We start from the raw sequence: 19,491 nt of genomic DNA, 5'->3' as shown, positions 1-19,491 counted from the left end.
AGCACACCTGTTTTAGTTCCACACACTTTTTGAGATTTCCGGTTTTTCAGCCATCAGCCGGTACTCTTCCGGCGTCAGGTTATTCAGGGATTCATGAGGCCGCTCGTTGTTATATTCCATCAGCCAGCGCTCGGTAATTTCCCGCGCTTCATTCAGTGTTCTGAACAGGTAAAAATCCAGGATTTCTGTCCGGTATGTTCGGTTGAACCGTTCGATAAAAGCATTTTGTGTAGGCTTACCCGGCTTGATAAATTCGAGCTGTACGCCATTTTCTTCGGCCCATTGTGCCAGCGCCAGCGAGACCAGTTCTGGCCCGTTGTCCATCCGCATTTTCAGCGGGTAGCCGCGGTTTGCCACGATCCTGTCCAGCACCCGGATGACTCGCTGAGCCGGGATATTCAGGTCGATTTCTATCGCCAGTGCCTCACGGTTAAAATCATCCACCACATTGAAGGTCCGGAAGCGCCTGCCGCAGACCAGCGCGTCGTGCATAAAATCGATGGACCAGCTCTGATTTAGCGCTTGCGGCGTCGCCAGTGGTGCTGGATTACGCACTGGCAGCCGCTGTTTTCCCTTGCGACGAAAATTCAGTTTCAGCAGGCAATAAATCCGGTGAACACGTTTATGGTTCCAGGTATTGCCCTGCCTGCGTAGCAGTTGGAAAAGCTTCTTAAAACCGTAGCGCGGATAGCGTTCTGCCAGCTCAGTCAGCGCATGGATCACCGGTTCATCACGCCGGGTATCAGGCTGATAAAAATACACCGTCCTGCTCAGCGATAACGTCCTGCAGGCCTGGCGTAAACTCATGGCAAATTGTGCCGTCAGATAGCTGACAAGTTCACGCTTTATCGCTGGTTTTAAAGCTTTTTTTCGATGACGTCTTTAAGTGCCCGGCACTCAAGGCTGAGATCAGCAAACATCTGTTTAAGCCTCCGATTCTCGTCTTCCAGATCTTTTATTTTTTTAATATCGGCCGCTTCCATCCCGCCATATTTTGCCTTCCAGTTGTAATAGCTGGCTTCCGAAATAGCGGCCTCACGGCACACATCCTTAACGGTACGTCCGGCTTCGACGGACTTCAATACAGCGATGATCTGGTGTTCAGTGAATCGGATCTTACGCATAGCGATCTCCTCAGGGGACATTATCAGTATGTCGGAAGATCTCTAAAAGTGAATGGGCCGTTTTGCCGGGATACTTACAGTACCTTTGGGGTTGGCAAGCTGGTTTCGCCGGCGTGGGGCGAAAAATGTGTTTGAACTTGACTGGTGGCAAAGCGTCATTTGGCAAGGGATGACAGTGACTGCCGTTCCGGCTCAGCACTGGAGTATGCGTACATTGTGGAATCGCAACCAGTCGCTTTGGTGTGGTTGGGTATTTGAGGGCCGCAATCATCGTTTCTGGTTTAGTGGTGATACGGGATTTTCTCCTGATTTGCTCAGCATACCTGAACGACTCGGAAAAATTGATGCCGCAGCGTTACCGATTGGAGCCTATGCACCACGGTGGTTCATGTCAGCCCATCATATGGATCCGCAGAGTGCCGTGTCGCTTTGGCTGCAACTGGGCCAGCCACTCGCCTTTCCGATCCATTGGGGCGTTTTTGAATTGGGGGATGAGTCCCTTGATGACCCTGTTTGTGAGTTAACACAGACACTCTCTAATTTAGCAGCAGTAAATGATTCATTCAGGATACTTAAAGTTGGTGAATATTTATCCTTGTAAACAATATGTCGTTCTATTGCATATATTCTGTATTTGAAGCCCTTAACTATTGTTTTATTTTAATCGAAACGTTTTGCTTGCCTTCTTTTGAGGCAGAGTCATAAAAATTTCATTATTTTGGTGCATATAGGACAATTATTAATTGTCTAATTTTAATACAAAGCAAGAGAGTGTATTAACATTGAATTTTCATCATAACAATCCCGATGCGTTACGATGATTTCAGCATAACTTTTCATAAATTGTTCTAACTCAATCATTGCAATCAAGAAACTTTTTTTGAGGTGTAGACGAGGTGAAATGATTGAGCTATGGTAAAAAAGTCTTAGATTACAGCGGTTGTTAACTCAACGGAAAGCGCGTAAGACTGGCCATGCGGTTCCTGCTCATTACGCATAATTGTGCAGTATGTTGCAGGGCAGCATCGGAATTTGTGCAGCGGATCTAGACACGTTTAAAAATGGCTTGCCATAATTAACGTTGTATGTGATAACACGTTTTGGGTCAAACGAGGTACAGTTCTGTTTATGTGTGGCATTTTCAGTAAAGAAGTCCTGAGTAAAGACGTTGTCGTTGAATACCGCTTCTCTGCCGAACCTTATATTAGTGCCTCAAGCAGTAATGTCTCAGTTTTATCTAAGTCAATGCCTGCGGGCTAAGAAAACACTCTAAGGAATTTTGCAAATGGCAAAGATTAAAGGTCAAGTTAAGTGGTTCAACGAGTCTAAAGGTTTTGGTTTCATTACTCCTGCTGACGGCAGCAAAGACGTGTTCGTACACTTCTCTGCAATCCAGGGTAATGGCTTCAAAACTCTGGCTGAAGGCCAGAACGTTGAGTTCGAAATTCAGGACGGCCAGAAAGGTCCGGCTGCAGTTAACGTAACCGCTATCTGATCGAACCTCTGCTGACAGAAGTGCATTCGCGCTTCGCACTCAGACATAAAGCCTCGCGTTTCGCGGGGCTTTTTTATTACCTTATCTTTCAGAATATTACGAATTCGCTCCTTGTTAGTAACTTGTTGCAAAGCTACGAGGTTTTTAGCATAGTTTTTTCCCCATCTGGACGTCTTTTCTCGTTAAATCATGGCGTTGTTTAACAAACCTGGGGTTCAGGTGAAAAAGAAAACTATCACTTCTGCCGGAAGCTTTACGCCGGCTCGTTTTGCACTGCTGTGTTTTGCCATTTTCTGTAGTCTGGCATTTCTGTTGGGACGTGTCGCCTGGCTACAGATTGTTAAACCTGACAATCTGGTTAAACAGGAAGATATGCGCTCATTACGTGAGGTGGCAATTGATTCACCAAGGGGAATGATCGTCGATCGTGAAAACCGACCTCTCGCAGTAAGTGTTCCGGTAAGAGCTGTGTGGGCCGATCCTAAAACGGTGCTGGCAAAAGGCGGTGTCGGGTTTGATGATCGTTGGCAGGCGCTTGCAAATGCGCTCCATATTTCTCTTAGTACTCTGGCATCACGAATTAACAGTAATCCACAAGGACGTTTTATCTATCTCGCACGCCAGGTTGACCCTTCACAAGCGCAGTGGATCGACAAACTCAATTTGCCTGGTATCAATTTACGCGATGAATCCCGGCGCTTTTATCCAGCAGGGCATGTTGCTGCGAATCTCATTGGGTTTACCAACATTGATGGGCAAGGTATCGAAGGTATTGAAAAAAGCTTTAACGCACAGCTCACAGGCAAGGCGGGTGTCAGACAGGTGAGGGAAGATCGCTACGGGCATGTCATCGAGAATCTGACGGAGAATGCGCCAGTACCTGCACATAACATCCAGTTGAGTATTGATGAACGCCTGCAAACGATCACAGAAGATGCGCTGGATAATGCCGTTGTCTGGAATAAAGCCGATTCAGGCGCATCCGTTTTGATCAATGTGCAAACCGGTGAGATCCTCTCCATGGCGAGTTTCCCGGACTATAACCCAAATAATCGTGATGGTGCTACGCTCAATGATTTCCGCAATCGTGCCATTAGCGATACCTTTGAACCGGGCTCTACGGTTAAACCTCTGGTGCTGATGACCGCACTACAGCAAGGTCTGGTACAGCCTGATAGCGTCATTGATACTCATCCCTATACACTTGATGGGCATCGGATCCGCGATGTTGGTTATTATCCCGAGCTGAGCATGACAGGTATTTTGCAAAAATCGAGTGATACCGGCGTTTCCCGCTTATCGTTGGCTATGCCTATCCAGCGACTGCTTGATACGTACAAGAGTTTTGGCTTTGGTACGACAACGGGTCTTGGTTTAACCGGTGAAAGTGATGGGTTAGTACCCCAGCGTAAATTCTGGAGTCAACTGGACCGAGCAACGTTTGCCTTTGGTTATGGCCTGATGGTGACGCCATTACAACTGGCACATGTTTACGCGACAATTGGCAGCTATGGGCTTGAGCGTCCCTTATCGATCACTCGGATCGATCCTCCGGTGATCGGTCACCGGGTAATGCCTGAAAACATTGCTCATGAAGTTGAGCATATGATGGAAAGTGTCGCACTACCTGGCGGCGGAGGGATTAAGGCTGCTGTTCGCGACTATCGTGTGGCGGTAAAAACTGGTACAGCCAAAAAAATTGGTGATGACGGTAAATATGTCGACAAGTATGTTGCCTACACGGCAGGTGTTGCACCTGCCAGCAATCCGAGATTCGCGCTGGTGGTGGTGATCAATGATCCACAAAATGGCGATTACTATGGTGGAGCTGTGTCTGCACCGGTTTTTAGCGAGATAATGGGTAATGTTCTGCGTATTGAAAATGTTCAGCCTGATGGATTACCTGCAGATTCCAGCCATCTTATTGTGATGCGTTAACCCAGGCGTTTTCTACCAAGGCGAATAGCGGTACACTTTCGCCCTTTCAATATTGCCTGGAGTCACTATGTCTTTCAGTTGTCCACTTTGCCATGCCCGGTTAATGCGCTCTGAGAAAAGTTTCATTTGTCCGCAGGGGCATCAATTTGATATGGCAAAAGAGGGATACGTGAATCTTCTTCCTGTCCAATATAAGCGGTCCCGTGACCCGGGAGACAGCGCGGAGATGATGCAGGCACGACGGGCATTTCTTGATACCGGACATTATCATCCCCTCAGGGAAACCGTTGCAGGCATCCTGAAAGAAATACTTCCTGAAAGCGCGGCAGCAATCCTTGATATCGGGTGTGGTGAAGGTTACTACACTGCGATGTTTGCCGATGTGGCGCGTGAGAAGGGGGCTGAAACCTATGGTCTTGATGTCGCAAAAGTGGCTATCCGTGCGGCCGCAAAACGTTATTCGCAGGTGGTATTCTGTGTGGCATCCAGTCACAGGTTGCCATTTGATGATGAAAGTATGGATGCTGTCATCCGTATCTATGCTCCCTGTAAGGCAGAAGAACTTGCACGAGTCGTCAAACCCGGAGGCTGGGTGATTACAGTCACGCCGGGGCCACGACATCTTATGGAACTGAAAGGGCTGATCTACAATGAGGTGCACTTGCATGCATCGCATTCTGAACAACTGGCCGGTTTTGCGCTGAAACAAGAACTGTCTGTGGCCTATGATATGTCGCTGAAGGGAGAGGAAGCCGTCGCCTTGTTACAAATGACACCATTTGCCTGGAGAGCGAAACCGGAAGTGTGGGAAACGTTAGCGAAACAAGCTGAGTTTTGCTGCCAGACAGATTTCAGTATCCACTGCTGGCAGCGAGAAGATTAACCGGCGAAGTGGGCCCACAGAATTTGAGCCCCGATTCCGATCAGGACAATACCGCCGAGGATCTCGGCGCGTTTGCCAAGCAGTGGACCGATGAATCGACCGACCATCATACCCAGCGTGGACATGATCAATGTGGCACAGCCAATAGCCAGGGCGGTGGCAATAATATTGACCTGCAGGAATGCCAGGCCGACGCCGACCGCCATAGCATCAAGGCTCGTCGCGATAGCGGTTGTTACCAGTAGCCAGAAACCATGGCGATGCTGAGGTTCTTCGTCTTCATCGCTGTTCCCACGAAAACCTTCAATGACCATTCGCCCGCCCAGAAATACCAGCAGTACAAATGCAATCCAGTGGTTCCATTCCAGAACAAATTGACTGGCCAGCATTCCCATTGCCCAGCCAACCAGAGGCGTCAGCGTTTCGATAGCACCAAAGATAAGACCTGTACGTAGTGCTTCAGAGAATTTTGGTTTGTGGAGCGTAGCACCTTTACCAATAGAGGCTGCAAAGGCGTCCATTGACATGCCAAAGGCAAGAAGGATCGTAGCTGAGATATTCATGTGTGCGTCCAGACCGGGGATATCCATATGACACATCACTGCCCCCAGTAAACAGCAGTTGATGTATCTATGGTCTCGCCTGATCCTCTTTGCACCCAGAAAAGTGCAGAAAGCGATCCGTACGTGCCACGTTTTTCAACGAGTATGTTGACACGCACATTTCCTGAAAACAGGAAATCGGCTACTCCCCAACGACGGGCGCAACCTTAACATATTTTGAGAATATAAAACAACAACAGGAAAGTATTAATTCATTAACTAATTGATAACGATTTTCATTTAGATTTAATCGTGAAAGAAACGTTAATAAATATACGTGAATTAAATGGCATAATATAGCTTTGGCTATATATATATTGCATAAAATTATCGCAATATATAGCCAATGCTATAATATTAACTCATTGAATATTAACCATTAATTTGTATATTTTCTCCAGATCATCAATATTTTTAACCCGAATTAGCAGACGTCGCTGTTCTAATTGCATGACCAGAACGCCATCCTCAGATAAATTCATCTCTTTAATACGGTTATATTCTATCCACACATTAGCAAAGAAAAATCCGCGATTTTTAAAGAGTATTTTCGGTGTGCGGATCCAAAACAGGTAAACGGCCATTAATGCCAGCGCACATAATAACCATGTGGTTAATATTGCACCGTGGTTCATTACATTATTGTAAATCAGGATCATCACCAGACCCGCGAAGATGAAGGCATCGACGCGTCCGCGGCGCAGGAGAGGGATGGTAAGCAGCGTCTCGCCATTGCGGCGGGGCATAATGAATTCGTCATAGATGGCGTAAGCCAGAAGGGCAACAATAAACAAAACCAACACGATGTCCGTGACAGTCATTCTACCTCCAGATAAAAAAACCGGGGGCATGCCCCCGGTTGCGTTACACGATAACTTACAGACCTAACAGGCCGATAGCATAGCCGACGATGCCGATGACAAAGAAGCCAACGATGATCCACAGCGCATTCACTTTCTTACGCAGCAGCCACATACAGGCGAAGGTCAACAACAGTGGGACCAGGCCCGGCATCAGTTGGTCGAGGATAGTTTGCACGGTAGTAACACGAGTCTGACCATCCTGACCAGTGATGGTGGAAACCACCAGTGGTATGTTGACGTGCGTCCACTTGTTAACCAATGCGCCCATAACAAACAGGCCGAGAATTGACGCCCCTTCGGTCAGTTTCTGCAGGAAGCCACCGCCCATATCTTTAACGATATCGACACCTTTGCTGTAACCGTAAGCTACGCCGTAGTAGCGGGTTAACAGACGGACCGCGTTGAAGAGGATAAAGAACAACAATGGGCCGAGCAGGCTGCCACTCATCGCGATGCCTGCACCGAGAGCTGCAAACACAGGACGAACCGTACCCCAGAAGATGGGGTCACCAACACCCGCCAATGGTCCCATCAGGCCAACTTTGATACCGTTGATTGCACCATCGTCAATCTCTGCACCGTTTGCGCGTTGTTCTTCCATTGCCAGTGTTACACCCAGAACTGGCGCGGCAACATAAGGATGGGTGTTAAAGAATTCCAGATGGCGTTTAATCGCCTGGCGGCGCGCTTCATTGTTCTCCGGATACAGGCGTTTAATTGCCGGAACCATAGAAAAACAGAAGCCCAGCGCTTGCATACGTTCGAAGTTCCATGAACCCTGGAACAGGTTAGAACGAATGAACACGCCACGAATATCACCCGGAGTGAGTTTCTTCTCAGTGGTAGTTTTAGTCATATCAACCATTTCGCTCACCTGCTAGTCCAGTTCGTTATCGAGATCGTTGTTACCAGCAGCCTGCGCTGGTGCACCCGCTACGCGGTTATATTTCGGGCTAAGCTGGATGTACAGAATAGCCATTACTGCGCCAATCACACCCAAAGCAACGAGGTTGAAGTTAGTGAACGCCGCAGTCACGAAGCCGAGATAGAAGAACGGCATCAGGTAGCCCGCGCGCATCATATTGATGACCATTGCGTAACCGACTACAACGATCATGCCACCTGCGATATTCAGACCACCGGTAACGACTTCTGGAATCGCATTCAGCAGGCCCTGCACTTCGCTAGTACCGACAGAAATAGCAACGATGACCGCTGGAATGGCAATACGCATCGCCTGCAGGAACAGAGACGAAACGTGGAGCCATGAAAGTGCCGTCAGGTTTCCGCTGTCAGCGGCTTTATCAGCCGCGTGCTGGAAGGCAACGGTGATAGTACGAACGATAATGGTCAGAACCTGACCCGCAGCTGCCAGCGGGATTGCAAGCGCAATACCAGCACCAATATTTTGGTGACCCGCGATGACCAGAACGGTAGAGATGATGGATGCCAGTGCTGCATCAGGTGCAACAGCTGCACCAATGTTCATCCAGCCCAACGCAATCATTTCCAGCGTACCACCGATGATGATGCCGGTTTTCATGTCACCCAAAACGGCGCCAATTAACGTACAGGCCACCAGAGGGCGGTGGAACTGAAATTCATCAAGTACGGATTCCATACCCGCAATACACGCAACGATGAACACCAGCACAATCTGAAGAGTGGTAATCTCCATTGTACTTCTCCTATAACATAAGCTTTATGTGAAAAATCAGCGTGGGGTTATTTCCCAACTTTGCCGATCAAATCCATCATTTTCAGTTTCTGGTCAGTGGAAACCTTACGGGCTTCCAGCTCAATACCGCGTGCATTTAGCTTGTTGAATGCTTCGATATCTTTCTCATCGACTGAAATCGCGTTATTCACCTGCGTTTTACCCTGACGGAAAGCCATACCGCCGATGTTAACTGAGGTGAGTTTCACTCCCCCCTCAACCACACGCTCAACGTCAGTGGGGTTGGTGAAGAGGAGCATTACACGCTCACCCGCATATTTCGGGTTGTTGTAGACGCGGATCATCTTGGCAACATCCACAACGTGGGCAGTCACGCCCGGAGGTGCGACCTGGGTGAGAAGCGTTTTACGTACGGTGTCTGCCGCGACTTCATCGCTAACCACAATGATGCGTTTGACGTTCGTTTCTTTCGTCCAGCGAGTTGCCACCTGACCGTGAATCAAACGGTCATCGATACGTGCAAGCCCGATAACCATGTAATCGTTCGGCCCCATGGGTTTCGAGGGTGCAGCCGCTTTAACTGCAGCAGCAACAGGTGCAGGCTTCGCGACCGGTTGTGCTTTGAGCGCTTTCACGCCTTCACGACCCGTTTCGACCGCCAGCGCAACCAATTCGTCAAAACTCGGATTGTCATCGCGTGCCATCAGTGTTTCCACCAGCATGGGAATATTTACGCCTGCGACAACTTCATAATGCTCTTTATCGACGACAATGCGGCTGGCAGCATTGAATGGACTGCCTCCCCATGTATCAACGAGAAATAGCACGCCTTTGCTGGTGTCCAGTTTCTCCAGCTGAGCAGTGTATTTTTCAATCAGCGTTTCGGCATTTTCACCGGGAACGAAATCGATCCAGCCGACGTTTTCCTGCTCGCCCAGCAGCATTTCTGCTGTTTTGAGCAACTGCTCTGCAGCCCAACCATGTGTGCCTATCACAATAGCAATGGTCACTTGCTACCTCCTTTTATTATCATTGATACGCCTGCAAGGCAGGTGTATTAAGAATCGTCGTCGGCGAACCGAATCGATTCAGATAAGGGTTAGAGTTAAATTAACGAAGACTTCCGCGAATTATTTTAGATAGTGAAAAAATAATTTATGTGATGAAGATCCGTAATTTAGCTTCGCATTGCAGAAAGTCCTGTAATGAAAAGCGGTTGTGTTACAGATGTTTGCAAAGGAAAGTAAATCTTTGCCAAAAAGTCATTGTCTCTGATATGTTTAGCCTCCGTTTAATGATTCAGGAGTAGAGGGCAGTAGCCCACCGTATGGACCGTCACCGACGTCAGTCATCTACCAGGCCATTTCGCGCCTTGTTCATTGGCGATTCTCGCCACGCACCTGTTCTTTCTACCTTTGATTTGCCCGTCACTTTCAGGGCACCGTTCTGTCATTCCTTTAGCAGGAGTCTGTCATGGAATTCTTAATGGACCCGTCAATCTGGGTAGGTTTGCTTACGCTTGTTGTGCTTGAGATCGTTCTCGGCATAGATAACCTGGTGTTTATTGCCATCCTTGCGGACAAATTGCCTCCAAAACAGCGCGACAAAGCGCGTTTGATTGGCCTGTCGCTGGCGCTGATTATGCGTCTGGCACTGCTGTCCGTTATCTCGTGGATGGTTACACTGACGAAGCCACTTTTTTCCGTCATGGATTTCACCTTCTCAGGGCGTGATTTGATCATGCTATTAGGGGGGCTATTCTTGCTCTTCAAGGCGACGACAGAGCTGCATGAACGGCTGGAAAACCGTCAGCACGATGATGGTCACGGCAAAGGCTATGCCAGCTTCTGGGTGGTCGTACTACAGATTGTGGTGCTTGATGCGGTCTTTTCTCTGGATGCCGTGATCACCGCGGTAGGTATGGTGAACCACCTTCCGGTAATGATGGCGGCCGTAGTGATTGCGATGGCGGTGATGCTGCTGGCGTCTAAACCACTGACGCGTTTTGTGAACCAACATCCTACGGTTGTGGTGCTGTGTCTTAGCTTCCTGCTGATGATTGGCCTGAGCCTGGTTGCTGAAGGTTTCGGCTTCCATATTCCGAAAGGTTATCTGTATGCTGCGATTGGTTTCTCGATCCTGATTGAACTGTTTAACCAGATTGCTCGTCGTAACTTTATCAAGCAACAGTCCAGTCAGCCGCTTCGTGCCCGTACGGCTGACGCTATTCTGCGTTTGATGGGTGGTCGTCGTCAGGTGAATGTGCAGTCTGATACAGAGAGTCGCACGCCTGTTCCTGTGCCGGAAGGGGCGTTCGTTGAAGAAGAACGCTATATGATCAACGGGGTACTTTCCCTGGCTTCTCGTTCACTGCGCGGGATTATGACGCCACGCGGTGAGATCAGTTGGGTAGACGCTAACCTGAGTGTGGCTGAAATCCGTCAGCAGCTCCTGTCCTCGCCGCATAGCCTGTTCCCGGTATGCCGTGGCGAGCTGGATGAAATTATCGGTGTGGTGCGTGCCAAAGAAATGTTGGTTGCGTTGGAAGAGGGCGTTAACGTTGAGGCTATTGCAGCGGCCTCACCTGCTATTGTCGTGCCTGAAACACTTGATCCCATCAACTTGCTCGGCGTATTGCGTCGTGCGCGTGGTAGCTTTGTGATTGTCACCAACGAATTTGGTGTCGTGCAGGGGCTGGTTACTCCTCTGGATGTACTCGAAGCTATCGCTGGTGAGTTTCCTGATGCCGATGAAACACCTGAAATTGTTAGAGACGGTGATGGTTGGTTGGTCAAAGGTACAACGGACTTGCACGCACTTTCCCATACATTAGGCCTGGAAAATGTGGTTAACGATGAAGATGATATTGCGACGGTTGCTGGCCTGGTGATTGCTGTGAACGGTCAGATCCCGCGACCAGGTGATGTGATTGAACTGCCATCCCTGCATATCACCATCGTCCAGGCGAATGATTATCGCGTTGATATGGTACGTATTGTTAAAGAACAATCTGCCCACGATGAGGAAGAATAGCCTTATCTAGGGTAGAGGCATGAAAGGCATAATGTGCCCGTTGTGATGCGCTGGCGGAGGTGAACTCTCCGCCAGCCATTTTGGAAATTCTCTCAGCGGCATGGGCCGCGCATAGAAAAAACCCTGTAAGATGTGAACACCGTGGCGGCGTAAATAACGAGCCTGCTCTTCGGTTTCAACCCCTTCTGCCACTAATTCAATATTCAGCCGCTGCCCCAGTGCAATGATGATATCCGTGACCGTTGAGTTCACGGCGTCCGTCCCTATCGCAGTGGTAAAGGATTGGTCGATTTTCAGCACATCCGGGTGGAGTTTTTCGAGCCAGGAAAGTGAGCTATTTCCTGTTCCAAAATCATCAATTGCTAACTTCACATTTTTTCGGTGAAGCTCACGTACAATGCGATAATCCACATCCATCAGAGCATCACGTTCCGTGAGTTCGATCACCAGTTGTTGCACCGGGTGAGCGCTGAACCAGGCGCGATTGAGATCCTGTAGCAACGTCGCGCGGCGAAAATGGCTGGCGGCAACATTAATACCGATTTGAAAACCGGAGGTTGTAGGGAAATAGCCTATCTGGCGCACTGTTTCGGCAATCACGTAACGTGTCAGCGGGATAATCAGGTTATGTTCTTCCGCTAGCGGGATAAAAACCTCGGGTGAGATCCAGCCCTGACGTGGATTATTCCAGCGCAGTAAAATTTCAACCCCAACGCAGTTCTGCGTCCGGGCGTTCACCAGTGGCTGACAAAAAAGCTCAAATTCACGTGCGGCCAGCCCCATGTTAATTTCCCATGTAAAGCTCATTCGGCTCGCTGTCGCCAGCCACGCAATATATCCCAGTAACAAACTTAGCATCAGCGCCAGGGGCAATTGAGTAGGAAGGTTTCGCAGCGCCAACGCCTCCGCCCCCGGACCACTCACCGTGATGCTGAAGGGAAATCGCGTGGACGTTGTGTGCAATAGAGCATCGTCAAAAGGCTGTGTCGCGGTGACCCGCAGATCATGGCGCAGTGAGTTCTCACCGACAGTGAGAATAACGTCGGTAATCAGCGGACGAAGAGGCTCCAGCATCATTTCAGTAATAAGATCGATATTAACGATTTCTATCACGCCATCTTCACCGCCAGTGGATACGGGATACCACTGGATGAGAATAGGGCTGCCTTTCAGTAGCCATTGATCGGTGGATAAAATGAGTTTCGGTTCACTGGCAGGTAATGTCGGCTGAAACTGACGGACAGGAATATTTCGGTTTCCGAAAATACTCGAACAATACAAGATGCCGTCTTTAATCAATGCTATCGAACGGACGGTTTGCAGAATAGCCGCCTGCTTGCGTAATACCAGATGGGCTTGTAAGCAGGGCTCCCCTACAAGGGATTGCAGTACTTCTCGGCGGTTCTCTAATGAAATCAGAATATTATCAAGTGAGGTGACGGTATGACGGGTAAAGTCGAGAATCCGCTCCTGATTAACATTACGCTGTGAAATAAAGCGAATGCCCAACGTCAGGATGAGCGTAAGAAGCGCAACCATCACACAGACGATAACGCGCTTTCGTCGATATTGTTTAATGATCGTTTGCGCAGTTTGCATGAAACGGTCGCCCGATACGCTACCGGCCCCAAAAGCCAGAGACAACAGAGAAAGTGTAGTGGGGAAATAGTAAGGAGACGAGAAATAAGGGGAAAATTCGCCCATCCGTTGCAGATGGGCGAAAGGCAATGTATTAGTCGCACTGAACCTTAATGGCCAGACCACCGCGCGAGGTTTCGCGGTATTTCGCGTTCATATCTTTACCGGTTTCGTACATCGTTTCGATGACCTTATCCAGCGAAACACGCGGTTCACTGGTCCGGCGCATTGCCATGCGTGAAGCGTTGATCGCTTTCACTGACGCAATCGCATTACGCTCGATACACGGAACTTGCACCTGGCCCGCAACCGGGTCACAGGTCAGCCCAAGGTTATGTTCCATCCCGATCTCTGCAGCAATGCAGACCTGCTCAGGGCTTGCACCCAGCAACTCGGCAAGCCCTGCGGCAGCCATTGAACAGGCAACGCCCACTTCACCCTGGCAACCGACTTCAGCACCGGAAATAGATGCGTTCATTTTGTACAGCGCACCAATCGCTCCTGATGCCAGGAAATAGCGGATGTAGATGTCCGGCGTGACAGGTTCGATAAAGTGATCGTAGTAGGCAAGTACAGCTGGAACAATACCGCATGCACCATTGGTTGGTGCTGTCACTACGCGTCCACCTGCGGCATTTTCTTCGTTCACGGCAAGCGCAAACATGTTCACCCAGTCCACTACGTTCATTGGATCATTAGAGAACTTATCCGTTGTCACCAGCATACGGCGAAGCGCAGAAGCACGACGTGGGACGCGCAATGGCCCAGGCAACACACCTTCGGTATTCATCCCACGATCGATACAGGCACGCATGGTCTGCCAGACGTTAGCAAAATAGTCTTCAATTTCTTTCTTGCTGTGCAGGGCCAGTTCGTTTTGCATCACCATGCCAGAGAGCGACAGACCGGTCTCTTTACAGTAATCCAGCATCTCTTTTGCTGATTTGAACGGGTACGGGACAGTGACATCACCCGCTGTATCCTTGCCAAAATGCGCTTCATCGACGATGAAACCGCCACCGATAGAGTACCAGGTGTTGCTGTAGATCTCTTTTTCGCCGTTGTAAGCGTGGATTGTCATGCCGTTTTCATGCAGCGGCAGGTTGTCGCTACGAAAGCGCATACCGTCATCCAGCGGGAAATCTACCTCGTGCTGACCGTTTGCCAGCAGCAGACGACCGCGCGTTTCAACGTCACGAATAAATGCCGGAATGGCATCAATATCAACAGTATCCGGCATATTGCCTGCCAGACCCATAATAATGGCGATATCGGTGTGGTGGCCTTTACCCGTTAATGAGAGAGAGCCGTAAACATCCACGGCAACACGGGTAACGCTTTCCAGTAATCCTTTTTCGACCAGGTCATCGACGAACTGTTTACCGGCCTTCATGGGCCCTACAGTATGGGAAGAAGAAGGGCCAATTCCCACTTTGAACATGTCGAATATACTAATCACTTTCACACTCCTGACAGGGTTACCGGGTTTCCAGTAACGATGTTATAACTGCGCATAGTGTATGAGGGAACACCAGCCTCGGCTTAACTATTCACATGAATTAAACTAATAGCTAACACCGATTTTGCTAATAGTGCGACGACGTTCGCAAACCGGCTAAAACGAGGCTGAATGTAAAGTATAGTCAAGGCTTGAGGCCGATTTGCAGTGCCAGCTCACGAATGATGCCCGCGGTCATGCCCCAGACAAAATAATGTTGATACCAGGATAACCATACCCGATGTGCATGACCCCGGCGCTGGATATCCAGCGGGTGATAACGACCCAAACGAAGTGCTTCCTCGAGCGGCATCTCAAACACCGCAGACACTTCATCCACGCTGGCGTGATACTGAAGGTCGGGTGGAATAATGCCGACAACGGGAGTGACCTGAAAACCCGTCACGCTGTCGACCGGTGGCAGGACACCAATAATGTCGACGGCTTCAGGAGGGATTGCCACCTCTTCCTGCGCTTCACGCAACGCGGCAGCAATTAATGAGGCGTCGGTACTGTCAACGGCCCCACCGGGGAAGGCGACCTGGCCGGCGTGTTTGCGCAGATAAGGTGAACGTTGGGTGAGCAGCAAGCCTGGCTGTTCACGCCGTACTACCGGGATAAGTACTGCAGCCTGACGGTGATTCAGGGTTTCGCGGCTGACCTGCGGACGCAAAAGCTGAAAGCGCGACAGAAAATCATCCAGCGTCAGATTGTCTTTCTCCACCCGTTAATTCTCCAGTTGATGCAATATGCGGTTCACCTTATCAAAGGTTTCCTGATATTCCGCGTCCACTTCACTATCCGCCACAATTCCGCCGCCTGCTGAGCAATAAAGTTGTCCCTTGCAGGCTGTCAGGGTGCGGATCGTAATGCTGGTGTCCATCGTCCCACACAGACTCAGATAGCCAATACTGCCGCACCAGGCATTACGGCGGTGAGGTTCGAGTTCGTCGATAATCGCCATGGCGCGCACTTTTGGCGCACCGGTGATTGATCCCCCAGGGAATGCGGCCCGCAACAGATCGCAGGCTGTGCGTGAGTCCGGCAGGTGTGCGGTAATGGTACTGACCAGATGATGAACGGCAGGGAAGGGTTCAACAACGAACAGTTCAGGAACACGGACACTGCCTGGTTCAGCGACGCGTCCAATATCGTTACGCATGAGATCGACAATCATCAGATTCTCTGCGCGATCCTTTGACGAGGCAGCCAGTCTCTCTGCCTGCTGATGGTCAGCTTCAGGATCGGTCAGCCGGGGCAGCGTCCCTTTAATGGGGCGCGTCTGAATTGCACCGTTGGCAAGATGGATAAACCGCTCTGGTGACAGGCTCAGAATGGCTCCCTGTTCAAGGCGCAAAAATGCACTGAACGGCGCGCGATTATTGACATTGAGGTGCATAAAGGCTTGCCACTCATCGCCCTCATAAGTCGCCTGAAAACGTTGAGCGAGGTTGACCTGATAACAGTCACCGCTTTGCAGATACGCCTGAACCCTGGCGAATTTTTCGGCGTACTCTTGCCTGGTCATGTTTGAGTGCCAGGTGGATGTCAGGCGAAATGTTTCAGACTCAGGGGATTGTTGTGCCTCAAGCCAGGCCAGTCTGGCATTGACATCATCGTGGCTGAGCAGTGAGACCACCTGTTTCTGGTGATCGACAATCAGCGCCCAGGTGTACAGCCCGACGGCCAAATCTGGCAGGGAAATATCATCCGTTGCGAGTGCTGGTAGCGTTTCAAAACGCCGGCCTAAATCGTAGCCAAATAGTCCCAGTGCACCGCCCTGAAAGGGCAGGTCCGCGTCGGGCAAGACTGGTAAAGCCAGTGAATCCAGCGCCTGTTGCAACAATGTGAGTGGGTCCTCAGTGGCGGTCCGGGATTCACCGAATGATACCGTGGTCGTCTTACCCTGCGTGACCAGCGTACCCACTGGGTCGGCGACCAGGATATCAAAGCGACTGTACGGGTGGTCAGCATGGCCTGAATGTAACAACATCGCCCAAGGGAGATGGCTCAGGTGCGTAAACCAGAATTCAGCGGCGTCAGAACGCCACGGCAAAGTCATGACTGCAGGGGATAACGTCTTCATGTGTGGCAAACAACCGGGCAGCGTGGAATAATTAGCGCAAATAATTTAGCAGGAGTTGACAATGTTTGCAGGTTTACCTTCTCTTAGCCACGAACAACAGCAGAAAGCCGTCGAGCGAATTCAGGAGCTGATGTCCCAGGGAATGAGCAGCGGACAGGCGATTTCACAGGTAGCTGAAGAACTTCGCGCCACGCATACCGGAGAGCGGATTGTGGCGCGTTTCGAGGATGATGAAGAAGAAGAGTAATCGCGCTTACACAGCTGCGATGATCTTAATTTCCACTTTGTATTCTGCCTTCATCAGCGCGGCCTGTACGGTACATCGTACAGGCGCGTGACCCGCCACAACCCAGGCATCCCAGGCCCTGTTCATTGCTGCAAAATCCTCTTTATTGGCGAGGAAAATGGTGGCATCGAGAATGCGTGATTTGTCACTGCCTTGCTTCTCCAGCACGGCATCAATTTGTGCCAGCGTATTGGCTGTCTGTTCAAAGGCCTCTGCATCCAGATTTTCTGGCACGCCGGTGTAGTAGAGCGTCTGGTTATGGATGACGACATCAGACCAGCGGGCTTCGGCATCAATGCGCACAATTGTCATAAACGTTTCCTCGTTATTTTTCGTTTCAGGCGGCAAGACTGCCATATTGTTTCTTCCTCGTCACTATTTGGGGTGGCACAGGCGAGGGCAGACTGACATAATCCCTGTGCAAAAATACAGTGAGAGAGCACCGTGGCAGACGATTTTTCATCAGATGGTCAGTTAGCACAGGCTATTTCCGGCTTTAAGCCGCGTGAGCCTCAGCGCCATATGGCGCACGCCGTTGCACGCGCCATCGAAAATACACAACCGTTAGTGGTAGAGGCGGGAACCGGTACGGGGAAAACCTATGCTTACCTGGCTCCGGCGCTGCGCGCGAAAAAGAAAGTGATCATCTCCACGGGGTCAAAAGCTCTGCAGGATCAGCTCTATAGCCGCGATTTACCTACGGTAGCAAAAGCACTGAAATACAAAGGACGTCTGGCGCTTTTGAAAGGACGCTCAAATTATTTGTGTCTGGAGCGTCTTGAGGCGCAGGCCCTGGCTGGCGGTGACTTGCCTGTACAAACGCTGAGTGATGTCATCATTCTGCGGGCGTGGGCGAATCAGACCCTCGACGGAGATATCAGCACCTGCGCAAGCGTTGCCGAAGATTCTCAGGCCTGGCCACTGGTCACGAGCACCAACGATAACTGCCTTGGCAGCGACTGCCCTCTGTATAAAGACTGTTTTGTCGTGAAAGCGCGTAAAACCGCGATGGATGCAGATGTGGTGGTCGTTAACCATCATCTGTTCCTGGCCGATATGGTGGTCAAAGACAGCGGTTTCGGTGAGCTTATTCCTGAAGCGGAGGTCATGATTTTCGATGAAGCCCATCAGCTACCGGATATCGCCAGCCAGTATTTCGGCCAGTCTCTCTCCAGTCGTCAGCTTCAGGATCTGGCGAAAGATTTCACCATTGCCTATCGTACAGAGCTGAAAGATACCCAACAGTTGCAAAAATGTGCCGATCGCCTGGCGCAAAGTGCGCAGGATTTCCGCCTGCAACTCGGCGAGCCAGGGTATCGCGGTAATCTGCGTGAATTACTGGCTGACAGCAATATTCAGCGTGCGTTGCTGTTACTGGATGATGCCCTTGAACTGTGTTACGACGTGGCAAAACTGTCGCTTGGGCGCTCTGCACTTCTGGATGCCGCTTTTGAACGCGCTACGCTCTACCGCACGCGGTTGAAGCGCCTGAAAGAGGTCAACCAGCCGGGTTTCAGCTACTGGTACGAATGTACTTCGCGTCATTTCACGCTGGCACTCACCCCGCTGACGGTCGCAGATAAATTCAAAGAGGTGATGGCGCAAAAACCAGGCAGCTGGATATTTACCTCCGCCACCTTATCGGTCAATGACGATCTGCATCACTTTACTGAGCGTCTGGGCATTGAACAGGCAGAATCTCTGTTATTGCCCAGTCCGTTCGATTACGAAAAACAGGCGTTACTCTGTGTTCCCCGCAATCTGCCGCTTCCTAACCAGCCGGGCGCTGCACGTCATTTGGCCGCCATGCTTAAGCCGATGATCGAGGCCAACAATGGACGCTGCTTTATGCTTTGCACCTCGCACGCCATGATGCGTGACCTGGCAGAACAGTTCCGGGCAACGATGACATTGCCGGTGCTGCTTCAGGGGGAAACCAGCAAAGGTCAGCTGTTGCAGCAATTTGTTCAGGCTGGTAATGCGCTGCTGGTAGCGACAAGCAGTTTTTGGGAGGGGGTTGACGTTCGGGGCGATACGCTATCGTTGGTCATCATCGATAAACTCCCGTTCACCTCGCCGGACGATCCGTTGTTGAAGGCGCGCATGGAAGATTGTCGCTTGCGTGGGGGCGATCCCTTCGACGATGTGCAGTTGCCTGATGCAGTGATCACCCTCAAACAGGGCGTGGGACGCCTGATTCGTGATGTGGACGATCGTGGCGTGTTGGTTATCTGCGACAACCGTCTGGTGATGCGTCCTTATGGTGCGACCTTTCTGGCAAGCCTGCCGCCAGCCCCACGAACGCGGGATATTAATCGCGCTGTCCGTTTTCTGGCGAACCCAACGGCGGAGTAATTTGCCCTGAGG

General features: G+C 50.4%; 17 protein-coding genes, 2 pseudogenes and 1 riboswitch. Of the genes and pseudogenes, 8 read left to right on the top strand and 11 right to left on the bottom strand.

Going from position 1 to position 19,491, the window contains the following annotated elements; translation table 11 throughout:
• Positions 1-12: 12 nt before the first annotated feature.
• Positions 13-1,124 (bottom strand): IS3 family transposase gene (locus tag HV346_RS13215; protein ID WP_181619794.1). Its coding sequence is split into 2 segments (ribosomal slippage): positions 13-863 and positions 863-1,124, totalling 1,113 coding nucleotides; the frame shifts between segments, so codons are not numbered across the junction.
• Between the two features lie 79 nt (positions 1,125-1,203).
• Between HV346_RS13215 and HV346_RS13210 the strand changes: the two are divergent.
• The 5 genes and pseudogenes from HV346_RS13210 to rlmA all read left to right on the top strand — a co-directional run.
• Positions 1,204-1,725, top strand: a pseudogene (locus HV346_RS13210) (MBL fold metallo-hydrolase); the annotation flags it as partial.
• Positions 1,726-2,252: 527 nt separating this feature from the next.
• Positions 2,253-2,397 (top strand): annotated as a pseudogene (locus tag HV346_RS13205) (DUF2627 domain-containing protein).
• Between the two features lie 12 nt (positions 2,398-2,409).
• Positions 2,410-2,619, top strand: a complete 210-nt coding sequence (cspE, locus tag HV346_RS13200) for a transcription antiterminator/RNA stability regulator CspE (protein WP_001062678.1) — start codon at positions 2,410-2,412, stop codon at positions 2,617-2,619.
• Positions 2,620-2,838: 219 nt separating this feature from the next.
• Positions 2,839-4,557 carry a peptidoglycan glycosyltransferase FtsI gene (gene ftsI / locus HV346_RS13195; RefSeq protein WP_181619792.1) on the top strand — a complete coding sequence of 573 codons (1,719 nt, stop codon included), beginning with the start codon at positions 2,839-2,841 and terminating at the stop codon, positions 4,555-4,557.
• 67 nt (positions 4,558-4,624) lie between these two features.
• Positions 4,625-5,440, top strand: coding sequence for a 23S rRNA (guanine(745)-N(1))-methyltransferase (rlmA, locus tag HV346_RS13190; protein ID WP_181619791.1), 816 nt, complete (start codon positions 4,625-4,627; stop codon positions 5,438-5,440).
• Here rlmA and mntP read toward each other — a convergent pair.
• From mntP to manX, 5 genes are all read right to left on the bottom strand, one after another.
• Positions 5,437-6,003, bottom strand: a complete 567-nt coding sequence (gene mntP / locus HV346_RS13185) for a manganese efflux pump MntP (protein WP_181619790.1) — start codon at positions 6,001-6,003, stop codon at positions 5,437-5,439. The genes rlmA and mntP overlap by 4 nt on opposite strands.
• Before the next feature lie 10 nt (positions 6,004-6,013).
• A riboswitch (yybP-ykoY riboswitch) is annotated at positions 6,014-6,205 on the bottom strand.
• Between the two features lie 199 nt (positions 6,206-6,404).
• Positions 6,405-6,863, bottom strand: a complete 459-nt coding sequence (locus HV346_RS13180; protein WP_181619789.1) for a DUF986 family protein — start codon at positions 6,861-6,863, stop codon at positions 6,405-6,407.
• Positions 6,864-6,918: 55 nt separating this feature from the next.
• Positions 6,919-7,770, bottom strand: coding sequence for a PTS mannose transporter subunit IID (locus tag HV346_RS13175; RefSeq protein WP_181619788.1), 852 nt, complete (start codon positions 7,768-7,770; stop codon positions 6,919-6,921).
• 12 nt (positions 7,771-7,782) lie between these two features.
• Positions 7,783-8,583: a PTS mannose/fructose/sorbose transporter subunit IIC gene (locus HV346_RS13170; protein WP_181619787.1), complete on the bottom strand. Its 801-nt coding sequence runs from the start codon at positions 8,581-8,583 to the stop codon at positions 7,783-7,785.
• A gap of 47 nt (positions 8,584-8,630) precedes the next feature.
• Entirely contained in the window at positions 8,631-9,593 is a 963-nt protein-coding gene (manX, locus tag HV346_RS13165; protein ID WP_181619786.1) for a PTS mannose transporter subunit IIAB, read from the bottom strand.
• Positions 9,594-10,056: 463 nt separating this feature from the next.
• Here manX and yoaE point away from each other — a divergent pair, with 463 nt between their 5' ends.
• On the top strand, positions 10,057-11,616 hold the full coding sequence (yoaE, locus tag HV346_RS13160) for a CNNM family cation transport protein YoaE (protein WP_181619785.1): 1,560 nt from the start codon (positions 10,057-10,059) through the stop codon (positions 11,614-11,616).
• Between the two features lie 6 nt (positions 11,617-11,622).
• Here the strand turns inward: yoaE and HV346_RS13155 are convergent, their stop codons facing one another.
• The 4 genes from HV346_RS13155 to pabB all read right to left on the bottom strand — a co-directional run bounded on the left by HV346_RS13155 (position 11,623) and on the right by pabB (position 16,838).
• Positions 11,623-13,215: a cyclic diguanylate phosphodiesterase gene (locus HV346_RS13155; protein WP_181619784.1), complete on the bottom strand. Its 1,593-nt coding sequence runs from the start codon at positions 13,213-13,215 to the stop codon at positions 11,623-11,625.
• Between the two features lie 133 nt (positions 13,216-13,348).
• Positions 13,349-14,713 carry an L-serine ammonia-lyase gene (gene sdaA / locus HV346_RS13150; protein ID WP_181619783.1) on the bottom strand — a complete coding sequence of 455 codons (1,365 nt, stop codon included), beginning with the start codon at positions 14,711-14,713 and terminating at the stop codon, positions 13,349-13,351.
• Between the two features lie 184 nt (positions 14,714-14,897).
• On the bottom strand, positions 14,898-15,476 hold the full coding sequence (locus HV346_RS13145) for a CoA pyrophosphatase (RefSeq protein ID WP_181619782.1): 579 nt from the start codon (positions 15,474-15,476) through the stop codon (positions 14,898-14,900).
• Positions 15,477-15,479: 3 nt separating this feature from the next.
• Positions 15,480-16,838, bottom strand: a complete 1,359-nt coding sequence (pabB, locus tag HV346_RS13140; protein ID WP_181619781.1) for an aminodeoxychorismate synthase component 1 — start codon at positions 16,836-16,838, stop codon at positions 15,480-15,482.
• A gap of 61 nt (positions 16,839-16,899) precedes the next feature.
• Between pabB and HV346_RS13135 the strand changes: the two genes are divergently transcribed.
• Entirely contained in the window at positions 16,900-17,085 is a 186-nt protein-coding gene (locus HV346_RS13135) for a YoaH family protein (RefSeq protein WP_181619780.1), read from the top strand.
• A 6-nt stretch (positions 17,086-17,091) separates the two neighbouring features.
• Here HV346_RS13135 and HV346_RS13130 read toward each other — a convergent pair whose 3' ends face one another.
• Positions 17,092-17,436 (bottom strand): RidA family protein, encoded by a 345-nt coding sequence (locus tag HV346_RS13130; protein WP_181619779.1) that lies wholly within the window; start codon positions 17,434-17,436, stop codon positions 17,092-17,094.
• 132 nt (positions 17,437-17,568) lie between these two features.
• Here HV346_RS13130 and HV346_RS13125 point away from each other — a divergent pair, with 132 nt between their 5' ends.
• Positions 17,569-19,479: an ATP-dependent DNA helicase gene (locus HV346_RS13125; RefSeq protein ID WP_181619778.1), complete on the top strand. Its 1,911-nt coding sequence runs from the start codon at positions 17,569-17,571 to the stop codon at positions 19,477-19,479.
• The last annotated feature ends 12 nt before the right edge of the window (positions 19,480-19,491 follow it).

This window comes from Enterobacter sp. RHBSTW-00994, assembly GCF_013782625.1.
In the GTDB taxonomy this organism is placed as follows: Bacteria; Pseudomonadota; Gammaproteobacteria; order Enterobacterales; family Enterobacteriaceae; genus Enterobacter.
The sequence above is the reverse complement of the archived record's forward strand: the minus strand, read 5'-3'. Positions and strand labels throughout refer to the sequence as shown.

What these genes read in the sequence shown, in the direction of transcription:
- HV346_RS13170 (WP_181619787.1), bottom strand. Translation starts at nt 8,583, where the DNA reads ATGGAGATTACCACTCTTCAGATTGTGCTGGTGTTCATCGTTGCGTGT.
- HV346_RS13130 (WP_181619779.1), bottom strand. Translation starts at nt 17,436, where the DNA reads ATGACAATTGTGCGCATTGATGCCGAAGCCCGCTGGTCTGATGTCGTC.
- rlmA (WP_181619791.1), top strand. Translation starts at nt 4,625, where the DNA reads ATGTCTTTCAGTTGTCCACTTTGCCATGCCCGGTTAATGCGCTCTGAG.
- HV346_RS13175 (WP_181619788.1), bottom strand. Translation starts at nt 7,770, where the DNA reads ATGGTTGATATGACTAAAACTACCACTGAGAAGAAACTCACTCCGGGT.
- HV346_RS13180 (WP_181619789.1), bottom strand. Translation starts at nt 6,863, where the DNA reads ATGACTGTCACGGACATCGTGTTGGTTTTGTTTATTGTTGCCCTTCTG.
- mntP (WP_181619790.1), bottom strand. Translation starts at nt 6,003, where the DNA reads ATGAATATCTCAGCTACGATCCTTCTTGCCTTTGGCATGTCAATGGAC.
- pabB (WP_181619781.1), bottom strand. Translation starts at nt 16,838, where the DNA reads ATGAAGACGTTATCCCCTGCAGTCATGACTTTGCCGTGGCGTTCTGAC.
- cspE (WP_001062678.1), top strand. Translation starts at nt 2,410, where the DNA reads ATGGCAAAGATTAAAGGTCAAGTTAAGTGGTTCAACGAGTCTAAAGGT.
- yoaE (WP_181619785.1), top strand. Translation starts at nt 10,057, where the DNA reads ATGGAATTCTTAATGGACCCGTCAATCTGGGTAGGTTTGCTTACGCTT.
- HV346_RS13155 (WP_181619784.1), bottom strand. Translation starts at nt 13,215, where the DNA reads ATGCAAACTGCGCAAACGATCATTAAACAATATCGACGAAAGCGCGTT.
- HV346_RS13135 (WP_181619780.1), top strand. Translation starts at nt 16,900, where the DNA reads ATGTTTGCAGGTTTACCTTCTCTTAGCCACGAACAACAGCAGAAAGCC.